The organism is Acinetobacter sp. WY4 (assembly GCF_018438165.1).
Classification (GTDB): domain Bacteria; phylum Pseudomonadota; class Gammaproteobacteria; order Pseudomonadales; family Moraxellaceae; genus Acinetobacter.
On the sequence record NZ_CP053947.1, the window covers coordinates 2092198 to 2103773 of the forward strand.

Here is an 11576-nt window from a genome sequence, read left to right on the forward strand (position 1 = left end):
TTATTGTCAATAGTTATTCCTTTTTTTAATACTTTCGATAGAAGCGAGTCTTTACGTCGTATCATTAAAAGAACATTAACTGAAAATAAAGATATAGAATTTATTTTAGTAAACGATGGTTCAGTGGATGCAACTTTTAGTAAGCTAATTGATTATTATAAAGAATTTAGTAAAAGTTCATGTTTGAAAATTATAGATCAAGAAAATAAAGGGCCGGGAGGTGCTAGAAACAATGGTCTAAAAAATGCGACAGGAAAATATATATGGTTTGTAGACTCAGATGATAACATAGATATATCAAATGCATATGAGCGATTACAGCAAGCAATAGAACTTGATGTTAATTTTGACTTTATTGATTTTAATATTAGAGAAAATAATAAAATAACTAATTCAATGGGTAATTTGGAGTCTGGATATTACCCATCTTTTGAAAATAAATATTTGTATTTAGGGCGAATAGTAACTAAGATATTTCATAGAGATGTTTTTATAATAAATAATGTTACTTATCCTGAAAAAGTTATATATGAAGATAATTATTTAATTTATATTTTGCCAATTTTTTTAAATAATTTTTTTAAGTTTAATGATGCAGTTTATGAGTATGTAGAAAATCAAAACTCTATAACTAGGCAGAAATTTAATAGAAAATATTATGATCGCCTATTAACTTCATATGAAGGGTTAGAAAACCACTATTATCTAAACAATAAAAAAATAGAAGAAGGTGTTTTAGTTAGATTTAATGAAATTTTTTATGAAAATACATTGCTTTATATTATTGGTGGTGTTTTAAAAGGTGAAATTGATAAAAGGGAGTTAATGGAGGTAAAGAAAATTATAGAATGGTGTAATTTTTTAAAGAAAAAATATAACTTTAAATTTATTATTTCAAATAAGAGAAGTTTTAAAATTAAGATTTTATTTGAAATTATTTATATCCTATCAATTTTTTTTGGATCAAAAGATTGGTATTCATATTTTTTAAATTTAAATAAAGAAGAATGGAAAATTAAATAATGAGTGCTAGAAGCTCAATAGTTATTTATTTTTTTGGTGAAATGATTTCCAAAGGCTTACCATTTTTTTTTATACCATACTTAACTAGAAAACTAGGACCAGCTGGTTACGGTGAGTTAGCGTATGCTCTTACTATTGTTGCCTTTGCGAGCATATTTATTAGTTTAGGGCAAGAGGCTGCAACTTTTAGCTATTATTATAAAAAGGGGAAAAGGGCATTACCATATTTAAGAACTTCTAGTATGATATTAATGTTTGCTCTAACTATTCTAGTTGCTATTTCATTATTTTTATTAAAAATAAAATATTGGTTTCTCTTAGCATCTATATCATCAGTTGCAATATTAATTAACTATCATATGGCAACTTTACAGGCTCAAAAAAAAGAATTTGAATATATATTAATTCAAATAAGTTCTGCTATTTTACTAATTATTTTTACGTTTTCATTTCTTGAATTAATGGACGGTGATAAAGTAAAGTTGAGATTAGATGCAATGCTATGGTCTAGTTTTGTAGTTTTAATCCCAATTATTTTTTTCTTTATTAAGAATACCTATAATTTTTTAAATTTAAAAAAGATAAAATTATATAGTTTGTATTTATTAAGTTATGGTATCCCAATTTTCTTTCATTCATTCTCTTTACTAATTAAAGGACAAATAGATAGGATTTTTATATATAAACAGTATGATGCTTTATCTTTAGGTGTCTTTTCTGCTGGAGTTCAAATTGCAGGTTTACTCAGTATATTATTGGGTGTGGTAAATAAAGCATTAGTACCTACCTATTATGAAAACTTAAAAAATAAAAATTTAAATGAGAGTAAAATCATAAAATTGGCTTTATACTCTTTGCCTTTGACTTTAATTCCTAGTGGATTGGCTTTTTTTATACCAGAAAGTGCTTATATTTGGTTTTTAGGGCAAGAATATAGTGGCTCTAAATATTATACTTATATGTATGTTTTTGGTATGTCTTTGAATATTCCTTATTTAATTTTAGTTAATTATTTCTTTTATTTTGGTTTAACAAAAGTTATTGCTTATATAACGATTTCAATGACTATTATATATGTAATTATACTTTATTTTATGTCAAAAATTTCTATAGAATTTATTCCCTATGCTTTAATTTTTAGTAATTTATTAATGGTTTCAGTTTTTATGATTGTAATTAATAGTCGTAGATTTTAATATAGTATTTTTGCGAGATTTCTATGAGAGAAAAAATAATTATTGGATATTCCATAGTGAGTCCTTTACACTTAATAAACTTTTTAACTTATCTAGAGTCTTGTGAAGAAGATTTTCATGAAAGATATTTGTTTATTAGTAATTATTGGGAAATTTCTATACTCCCTCAAAGATATATAGATTATTGTAAACAAAAAAATATTAATGTAATTTTTGATGAGGATGAAAAAAAAATAATATTAGATATTATTTTTAAAAAAAAATTAAAGATAAATTTTGTGTGTGTAAAAAATCCAAGTTTATTTATCTTAAAAAAAGGCTTAATTAATAGTGTAGAAAAAATTTCAATAATAGATGAAGGTCTGTCAAGTTATGCTAGCTTTATGCACTCACTAAAAGCCAGTTTTCGTGAAAAAAGTATAAAGGGGAGTATAAAACTTTTAATATATGTATGTCTGATGAAATTTTTAATATTATTTAATCAGCATAAACTATATAATTTTACAGCTTTTTATGGTACTAATATAAATCCTGTTTATAAAAATTGTTTCTTAGAAGTATTAGATGATATCACTACCTTTAGCCCTTCAAATAGTATATATCAAAAAAGTATTTTATTTTGTACACAGCCCTTAATTGAGGTTGGATTGATGAGTTATAATCAATATGAGGAAATGCTTTTCAAAGTTCTTACTATTTGTAAAAGTAATAATATTTCATTATTAATCAAAAAGCATCCTGTGGATAAAATATTTGACTATTCAGGTTATAATATAGTGAGTTTCGATGGGATTGTTGAAGAATTGGTTGCGAGTCACAAAAATATTATTGGAACAATTTCTTCATGTTCAACATCATCTTTACTTATTCCTGCCTGTTTGAATAAAGAAAGTTATATTGTTTCTTTTGATAGCATAGATAAGATGGATAGCAATTTAAAAGCTTTATTTCAAAGCTATTGTAAGCCTATAGAGAGAATTAAAGAGACTAATTTGAGATAGTTTTATGGCAATCAACTTAAGTAAAGTAGGATTATTTTTTATATTGTTGGGCTACTTTCTCTCTCAGTTCTATATTTTTTCTAGTGGTTTGCCCCAACCATCTCATATTTTTATTATTTTGTCATTTTTATTATTTGGTATTTTATATAATAAAATTAATATTAGTGAGTCGCGCAATTTAATTATTTTTGTTGTTTATGTAACCTTTGTTAATGTTTTTTTTACTTTTCTAGTTGGAGATTTAAGCTATATTATCTCCACAATATATTGGTTTTTTAATTTAATTTTATTTTTAGTTTTAGTTAATTTGAATTTTTTAAGTATAAAGAAATTATTATATTATTTAAAATTTATTATTCCTTTGAGTCTAATTCTTAATATTATAATTTGGGTAGTGGGATTGGGACGATATGATTTTAATCCTAGATATAATGGGTACTTTAATGATCCTAATCAAATGGCTTTCTGGGTTCTATGTTCTTGTGCTATGGGGTTGATTTTAATTAATAATCTTAAGGTTAAGATTATTATATATTCTCTTTCATTTTTTCTTATATTGCTAACAATGTCTCGTTCAGCAACACTAGGATTTATTATTTTAACATTCGGTTTGGTTTTTCAGCATAAAAGTCGTTTAGATTTAAAAATAATTTTTTCATTAATATCTTTACTTACTGTTATAACTTTATTTTTTATTCTATTAAATTTCGGTTTTTTAGATAATATAGTTACCAGATTTTCTCAAGGTATAGAGTCTAATGACCAACAGGCATCAGATCGCGGTTTTACTAATCTAATTGATTACCCTCAATATTTATTATTTGGTGCAGGTCAGGGAGCTTACTATTTATTTTCCTCATCTAATCATGAAATACATTCAACTTGGTTTGGTATCTTGTTTTATTATGGAATAATTGGTCTTTTTCTGTTTGTGAGTTTTTTATTTAATATCTTTAGAAAATTAAATTTTGCAGAAAAAATTATTTTTTTGAGTCCAATGTTCTATGGTTTCTTTACATATAATGCAAGGACACTAGTATTCTGGTTTTTAGTTGCAATATTTTTGTTATATAGTAAATATAGAGAGCAGTTATGAAAAATTATATTTCTATTGGTATTCCTATTTATAATGCTGAAAATTATGTGGCTGATGCAATAAAATCTGTATTAGCTCAAAGTCACCCATATTGGGAATTAATTTTGGTAGATGATGGTTCTAGTGATAATTCACTAAGAATTGCTCAAGACTTTGAGTGTAGTGACTCCCGTATTAGGGTGATTTCTGATGGAGAAAATCGAAAACTTCCTTATAGATTGAACCAGTTGATTCAGGCGTCTAAAGGAGAGTTTATTGCACGTATGGATGCGGACGATATTATGCATCCTGACAGGTTAAAGATACAAATTGAATTTTTAAACCAAAATAACAATTATGATCTTGTATCATCAGGTCTAGTTTCTATTGATAGTAAAAATAAAGTAAAAGGATTCAGATGTGTTGAGAAATTATTTGATGATTTTACTCTGCTCAAACTTAATTATCCAATAGTTCATCCTTCTATAATGGCTCGACGATCTTGGTTTGAAAGAAATAAATATTCTGAAAAATATCCACGAGCTGAAGATTTTGAATTATGGACTCGTGCTATAGTTAGTCATGATTTTAAAATGGCTGTACTTCCTGACCTACTTTTATATTATAGAGAGGAAGGAAATCTTTCAAAAGATAAGATAATTAATTCTTATCAAGATTTATTAAGAATTTATATTCATTATTCAAAAAAAGAGTTTAGTATTGTTTTTTTAAAAATGTATTTAAAAATTTTTATTGTTAACTTAATGTTTTATACAGGTAATCTCCAAAAAATTGCAAAAAGAAGAAATAAATTTTTTAAACATGCTGAAATAGAATCAGATTTTCAAAAAACCTTGGATAATATTGTTGGTATTAATAAATAACTATGCTAAATATTGTTTATATTATTACACGATCTGATGTACTCGGTGGTGCTAGTGTACATCTATTAGGTTTAGCACAAGGAATGGTTAATCAAGGTCATCAAGTGCATATTTTGGTAGGTGGAATAGGAGCTTTTACTAAAGAGCTTGAAAAAAATGATATTAGCTTCGCTTCTTTAAAGTATTTACAGAGAGAAATTTCTTTAATTAATGATGTACTCGGTTTTTGGGAAATTAAAAAGTACTTGAAACAACTTAAGCCTGATATTGTGCATTGCCACTCTAGTAAAGCAGGATTACTAGGCCGTTTAGCCGCAAAATCATTAAACTTGCCTGTCATATTTACAGCACACGGTTGGGCTTTTACAGACGGTGTGAGTCCTAAAAAACAAAAAATATATGCTACTTTAGAACGTTTTATGGCTAAACTCTCAGATCATATTATTACAGTTTCAGAATATGATCGATACCATGGGTTTAAGTATCAGGTTGGAACACCAGAATTAGTTCAAACAATTCATAATGGTGTACCTGATATCAAAGATTTAGCATTTAAAAAAACTAATTTTAGAGTTAAGTTGATTATGGTTGCACGTTTTGAGGATCCCAAAGATCAATACTTTCTTATACGTGCTCTTTCAAAACTACCTAAACACTTAAACTGGCAAGTTGATTTTTTAGGTGAAGGGCCAAATCTTGAAAAATGCCAAGAATTGGCTAAAAATGAAAAACTGGATTCAAAAATTATTTTTCATGGACAAAGTTTTAAAGTCAAAGAGTTTTTGAATCAGGCTGATATTTTCATATTAATTTCAAATTATGAAGGCTTTCCTTTAACTATACTGGAGGCCATGAGTGCATCTCTACCTATTATTGCCTCTGATGTAGGTGGTGTAAATGAAAGTGTGAGTTCTGAAAATGGATATCTTATTCCCAAAGGAAATATAGATATTTTAGTTCAATCGCTTACAGAACTTATTATGAATAAGAACTTGCGTCAACAATTAGGTTCAAACAGTCGATACCTATATGAAACTAAATTTAGTTTTAATACGATGCTGCAACAGACGCTAGATGTTTATAATCAAGTATTAGCGAAACGGTCTTCAAAATAATGAAAATTTTAATCACAGGAGCTACAGGATTCGTAGGTACAGCTTTGGTAAAAAAGCTTAATAGTTCATATGACACCATGGCTGTAGTTCGCTCTCAAAGTAATATTCTTCCAGGTAGTACACATCAACTGATTGCTAAAAATATTTTCGAAGCAGATTTCCCAAATGATATAGATATTATTATTCATTTGGCAGGCCGAGCTCATGTTTTAAATGATCAAAGTATAGACCCATTAACAGAATTTCGTAAAGTCAATGTGGAAGGCACATTACAACTAGCTCGGCAGGCTTTAGAAAAAAAAATCAAACGATTTATCCTTATAAGTTCTATAGGTGTAAATGGTTCGGTTACAGAACAGCAGTCCTTTACAGAAGATGCTGTGCCACATCCTCATGCACATTACGCTATTTCTAAACTAGAAGCCGAACAAGAGCTTAAAGAACTTTTTGCAGGGGCAGATACAGAGTTAGTCATTATTCGTCCTCCATTAGTTTATGCAGCACATGCACCAGGTAATTTTGCTCGTTTACTCAAACTGGTTGATACTAATTTACCTTTACCTTTTGCAGGTACAAGAAATAAACGTAGCTTTGTCGCACTTGAAAATTTAGTCGATTTTATTCAGACCTGTATTGAACACCCCAATGCTGCCAATCAAACATTTTTGATTGCGGATGAAACGAGTATTTCTACGCGTGAACTAGTGCAATACTTAAAGGAGGGTATGGAAAAGACTCCCCGGTTTATTTATCTTCCTCAGTCTCTTATGAAACTAGGAGCTGCATGTATTGGTAAATCAAAACTCTATGAACAACTATTTGAGTCACTCGAGGTAAATACTTCAAAAGCTCAAAATCTATTGGGATGGAAAGCACCCATCAGTACGCGGCAGGCTATGTTAAAAGCAGGCCAAGATTATCTAAAGATAAAAGAGTAATTGATCCATGTCAGTCGTCATAATGGGCATAATTTTTTTCTTACTGACGTTGTTGTTCACAGGCTATATGCGTCATTATGCCCTAAAGAAAAATATCATAGATAACCCCAATGAGCGCAGCTCACACAGTATCCCTACGCCAAGGGGTGGAGGAACTGCTGTAGTCTGTAGTTATTTATTGGCTTCAGCCGTTTTAATCTATAGCCAACAATTAGAAGTCCACGCAGGTCTTACGCTAATCATAGCTGGATTTGTTATCGCCTTACTGGGTTTTCTCGATGACCATGGCCATATTAATTCATTGGTACGCCTCGCGATCCATTTTTTAGTTGCTATAGGTGTAGTCTTTAGTTTAGGTGGTTTCAGTGAAGTTACTATCTTTCATGGCTTTGAACTTGGATTTTTTGCCAATATTATTGCAGTCCTGTTTCTGGTTTGGTTGCTGAATCTGTATAACTTTATGGATGGCATTAATGGAATTGCCAGTGTGGAAGCCATTACGACTACAGTGAGCATGGCTCTACTTTATTTGTTACTTCATACCTCCCTAAATTCAGATATTCTCTGGTTATTGGCAGCATGTGTATTCGGTTTTCTACTATGGAATTTTCCTAAAGCTAAAATTTTTATGGGCGATGCCTGCAGCGGATTTTTGGGGCTTACATTAGGTATTTTGGCGCTTATTGCTTTGAAAGAAAACTTGGCGCTGTTTTATGCATGGATTATTTGCCTAGGTGTATTTGTGGTCGATGCGACCTATACCCTTATTAAGCGAGTGTTAAATGGCTATAAAATGTATGATGCACATCGAAGCCATAGCTATCAAATTTTATCACGCCGATGGGGCAGCCACACGCCAGTAACATTGATTGTGGCAATGATTAACCTCTTTTGGCTCTTCCCAATCGCATATATGACTGTGATGCAACAATGGGCGTATCCTGAACTTACAATATTAATTGCTTATCTACCATTAGTAATATTAGCTATCAAAATAAAAGCAGGCAATCCAGATGCTTAAAGCAACATTATTGATTTTAGGTGCAGGTGGTTATGGTCTGGCTGTTGCAGAAGCTGCGCAGTTAAGTGGGCAGTGGCAAGAAATTATCTTTGCTGATGATCGTTGGCCTAAAACCCAGCAAGTTGGCGAATATAAAATTATCTCTAATATTGCCAATGTACAGCAATTCACCTCCAATAATATTCAAGCAATTGTGGCAGTAGGTAATAATCACTTAAGAGAAAAATGGCAGAAGTTATTAGGTGATTTGGGGATTAAAATGACGTCTGTTATCCATCCACAAGCCATTGTCAGTTCTACTGCTCAGATTGGTCAAGGCGTAACTGTTATGGCCGGTTGTGTGATTAGTACTAAAACTGTGATTAATGATGGTGTAATCTTAAATATCGGTACATTATTAGATCATGATGTCATTATTAAAGCATTTGCCCATTTAAGTGTGGGCGTAAAAGTATCAAGTGGAAAAATAATAGCCCCATATTCATTTTTAGAAGTTGGAAGTTGTATACCGCATTAATTTTTTATGACATTTTAAAATTTAATAATAGTGTAAATATGAAATCTATCATTACGCCCTTTGTAGAATCGCCACGAGCCGCTAAACTCGCATTTTTAATAATCCTTGATTTTTGTAGTTTTCCTGTCTTGATCTGGCTGTGTTATGCCATTCGCCTTTTTGATTTAGGCGCAGAGGTCGTGCCTAATCTGGCTTTTGGTGCAATTTGGGTGAGTGTCATTGCCGTTGCATCGCTTTTTGTCTGTGGAGTCTACCGCTTCATTGTCCGTACTTATAATGAAGTGTTTATGATCAAAATGGGACTAGCGACTGCGTTGGCTGTCGCCGGCCTGTATGCGCTGGCTTATTTTACTCCAGCCTTTATTCCGACCTCTATTCCGCTGATGTTTGGCTTTATGATGTTTGCCTGGATCTGGTTTAGCCGGGGGATCATCCGCTTTATTATCCGTTCCTATTTGCAGGCCGACGTACAGAAAAAACGCATTGCGATTTATGGGGCGGGTCATGCAGGCCAACAGGTTGCTGCTGCACTTTATCGTTCCAATGCGCATTTGCCGGTCATGTTTATTGATGACAAACGTTCATTGACTGGACAGCAGCTGGGCCGACTCAAAGTCTATGATGCCCAGACAGCCATAAAGCTCATGCGCAAGCAAAAAATTGATGAGATCCTGATTGCCTTGCCCTCAGTCGGGCGGGTCCGCAAAAGTGAAATCATTAAATTTTTGGAACCGGCACATTTAAAAATTACCGAAATTCCGGGGCTGACCAAATTGGTTGATGGTGAAATCAGTATTTCTGATATTCAGGAAGTCGATATTATTGACTTGCTGGGGCGTGATCCAGTGCCCCCAGTGCCGGAGCTTCTGGCCAGAAATATTCAAGATAAAGTGGTGATGGTCACCGGTGCAGGCGGCTCGATTGGTTCAGAGCTGTGCCGGCAGATTGTGAAAAACCAGCCGGAAAAAATCGTTATTTTTGAATTAACCGAGTTTGCCCTGTATAACATTGATAAAGAACTACGTTTAATGTCTCAGTGTGAGATTATTCCGATTCTGGGCTCGGTGCTGGATCAGCAAAAACTGGAACGTGTGATTGAGCAGTATGCGGTGCAAACCGTCTATCATGCAGCGGCGTATAAGCATGTACCGCTGGTTGAGTGTAATCCGCTGGCAGGCCTGAAAAACAATGCAGTGGGAACGGCGTTTAGCGTGAATGCTGCGGTGAAAAAAGGTGTAGAAACTTTTGTACTGATCTCAACCGATAAAGCGGTACGTCCGACCAATGTCATGGGCGCCAGTAAACGTATGGCAGAACTTTACTGTCAGGCGATGGCAGAGGCACAACAGCAGACCCAGATCAGCATCGTCCGTTTTGGTAATGTGCTCGGTTCTTCGGGATCGGTGGTACCGCTGTTTAAACAGCAGATTCTTAAGGGTGGGCCGATTACTGTGACTCATCCGGATGTGACCCGCTACTTTATGACTATTCCGGAGGCTTCACAGCTGGTGATTCAGGCCGGTGCCTTGGGCGTGGGCGGCGATGTGTTCCTGCTGGATATGGGGGAGCCGGTGCGTATTCAGGATCTGGCCCGTCAAATGATTGCCTTGAGTGGGTTGAAAGTTCGTGATGAGCAGCATCCGGAGGGGGATATAGAAATTCAGTATGCCGGCTTGCGTCCAGGTGAAAAGCTGTATGAAGAATTGCTCATTGATCAGGAAAATACCGAGATTACGTCACATAGTCGTATCCTAAGATCATTTGAAAAACACGTTCCGTTACAGGAAATTACACAAGTGTTTGATAAAATGCAGGAACTTTCTGCCATGCAGGCAGATATTGACTGGACCTTGTCACAGCTTGAATATTATGTTGATGGCTATCAACGTGGTAAAGAAATTAAAGTTAATTAAGTGAAGTTTATTTATGATTAAGAAAGCCATTTTGCCAGTCGCAGGTTTGGGTACCCGGTTTCTCCCAGCCAGCAAATCTATTCCTAAGGAAATGGTAACGGTGGTAGACCGCCCAGCGATTGAATATGTGGTGAAAGAAGCAGTCGCTGCGGGAATTGAGCAGATTATCCTGGTCACCCATAGCTCCAAAGCCTCGATTGAAAACTATTTTGACCGTAGTTTTGAGCTGGAGACCACCTTGGAGCAAAAAAAGAAATTTGATCTGCTTAATGAAATCACTGAAATCCTGCCGCCACATGTCAGCGTGATCAGCGTACGCCAACCACAACCACTTGGTTTGGGTCATGCCGTGCTCTGTGCCAAAGCAGTGGTGGGTCAAGAAGACTTTGCTGTGCTACTTCCAGATGTATTGGTCAAAGACTCAGGCACAGAAAATGATTTAAGCCTGATGATTCAACGCTTTAATGAATCACAAGCTTCGCAGATTATGGTCGAAGCCGTACCGGATCATCTGGTGGATCAGTATGGCATTGTGGATGTCGCAGCATCACCTGCTGAAGGACAAAGCATCGTGATGCAAGGTATTGTAGAAAAGCCGGCGGTAGGAACGGCACCTTCAAACTTATCGGTAGTGGGTCGTTATATTCTGCCGGCAAAAATCATGCAGTTACTGGAACAGACCCCACGTGGTGCAGGCAATGAAATCCAGCTGACTGATGCGATTGCCATGTTACAGCAGACTGATACGGTAGAGGCCTATCGCATGAAAGGCCAGACCTTTGACTGTGGCAGCAAACTGGGTTATCTGAAAGCTGTATTGCACTATGGTGTGGATCATCCAGTACTGGGTGAGTCCTTTAAAGCCCTGATTCAAGAACTGAAGCTATAAATAC

Annotated in this window: 11 protein-coding genes; all 11 read left to right on the forward strand. The window is 33.8% G+C overall.

The annotated features are described in order from the left end of the window. Positions 1 to 3 precede the first annotated feature (3 nt). Genes G4D73_RS09805 through galU form a run of 11 tightly spaced genes read left to right on the forward strand, consistent with a single transcriptional unit; the run spans position 4 to position 11572 of the window. A complete protein-coding gene (locus G4D73_RS09805) occupies positions 4 to 1023 on the forward strand; it encodes a glycosyltransferase family 2 protein (protein ID WP_213686660.1) in 1020 nt (339 codons plus the stop codon). After that, positions 1023 to 2219: an oligosaccharide flippase family protein gene (locus tag G4D73_RS09810; protein WP_213686661.1), complete on the forward strand. Its 1197-nt coding sequence runs from the start codon at positions 1023 to 1025 to the stop codon at positions 2217 to 2219. The genes G4D73_RS09805 and G4D73_RS09810 overlap by 1 nt, the downstream gene beginning before the upstream one ends. A gap of 56 nt (positions 2220 to 2275) precedes the next feature. After that, positions 2276 to 3220 carry a polysialyltransferase family glycosyltransferase gene (locus G4D73_RS09815; RefSeq protein WP_213686662.1) on the forward strand — a complete coding sequence of 315 codons (945 nt, stop codon included), beginning with the start codon at positions 2276 to 2278 and terminating at the stop codon, positions 3218 to 3220. A 4-nt stretch (positions 3221 to 3224) separates the two neighbouring features. Then, positions 3225 to 4316, forward strand: a complete 1092-nt coding sequence (locus tag G4D73_RS09820) for an O-antigen ligase family protein (RefSeq protein WP_213686663.1) — start codon at positions 3225 to 3227, stop codon at positions 4314 to 4316. Then, entirely contained in the window at positions 4313 to 5179 is an 867-nt protein-coding gene (locus tag G4D73_RS09825; protein ID WP_213686664.1) for a glycosyltransferase family 2 protein, read from the forward strand. Before G4D73_RS09820 ends, G4D73_RS09825 begins: the two co-directional genes overlap by 4 nt. A gap of 2 nt (positions 5180 to 5181) precedes the next feature. After that, on the forward strand, positions 5182 to 6294 hold the full coding sequence (locus G4D73_RS09830; RefSeq protein WP_213686665.1) for a glycosyltransferase family 4 protein: 1113 nt from the start codon (positions 5182 to 5184) through the stop codon (positions 6292 to 6294). Continuing rightward, a complete protein-coding gene (locus G4D73_RS09835; RefSeq protein WP_213686666.1) occupies positions 6294 to 7232 on the forward strand; it encodes an NAD-dependent epimerase/dehydratase family protein in 939 nt (312 codons plus the stop codon). The genes G4D73_RS09830 and G4D73_RS09835 overlap by 1 nt, the downstream gene beginning before the upstream one ends. 7 nt (positions 7233 to 7239) lie before the next feature. Continuing rightward, the gene (locus G4D73_RS09840; RefSeq protein WP_213686667.1) at positions 7240 to 8253 is read left to right on the forward strand and encodes an MraY family glycosyltransferase; all 1014 of its coding nucleotides are present in this window, start codon (positions 7240 to 7242) and stop codon (positions 8251 to 8253) included. Then, complete coding sequence (locus G4D73_RS09845) at positions 8246 to 8770, forward strand: acetyltransferase (RefSeq protein ID WP_213686668.1); 525 nt, start codon at positions 8246 to 8248, stop codon at positions 8768 to 8770. Before G4D73_RS09840 ends, G4D73_RS09845 begins: the two co-directional genes overlap by 8 nt. A 38-nt stretch (positions 8771 to 8808) precedes the next feature. After that, complete coding sequence (locus G4D73_RS09850) at positions 8809 to 10683, forward strand: polysaccharide biosynthesis protein (RefSeq protein ID WP_213686669.1); 1875 nt, start codon at positions 8809 to 8811, stop codon at positions 10681 to 10683. 13 nt (positions 10684 to 10696) lie between these two features. Then, entirely contained in the window at positions 10697 to 11572 is an 876-nt protein-coding gene (gene galU / locus G4D73_RS09855) for a UTP--glucose-1-phosphate uridylyltransferase GalU (protein ID WP_213686670.1), read from the forward strand. Positions 11573 to 11576 lie beyond the last annotated feature (4 nt).

Coding starts and splice junctions, on each gene's coding strand:
- G4D73_RS09835 (WP_213686666.1), top strand. CDS start 6,294: ATGAAAATTTTAATCACAGGAGCTACAGGATTCGTAGGTACAGCTTTG.
- galU (WP_213686670.1), top strand. CDS start 10,697: ATGATTAAGAAAGCCATTTTGCCAGTCGCAGGTTTGGGTACCCGGTTT.
- G4D73_RS09850 (WP_213686669.1), top strand. CDS start 8,809: ATGAAATCTATCATTACGCCCTTTGTAGAATCGCCACGAGCCGCTAAA.
- G4D73_RS09820 (WP_213686663.1), top strand. CDS start 3,225: ATGGCAATCAACTTAAGTAAAGTAGGATTATTTTTTATATTGTTGGGC.
- G4D73_RS09845 (WP_213686668.1), top strand. CDS start 8,246: ATGCTTAAAGCAACATTATTGATTTTAGGTGCAGGTGGTTATGGTCTG.
- G4D73_RS09830 (WP_213686665.1), top strand. CDS start 5,182: ATGCTAAATATTGTTTATATTATTACACGATCTGATGTACTCGGTGGT.
- G4D73_RS09810 (WP_213686661.1), top strand. CDS start 1,023: ATGAGTGCTAGAAGCTCAATAGTTATTTATTTTTTTGGTGAAATGATT.
- G4D73_RS09840 (WP_213686667.1), top strand. CDS start 7,240: ATGTCAGTCGTCATAATGGGCATAATTTTTTTCTTACTGACGTTGTTG.
- G4D73_RS09825 (WP_213686664.1), top strand. CDS start 4,313: ATGAAAAATTATATTTCTATTGGTATTCCTATTTATAATGCTGAAAAT.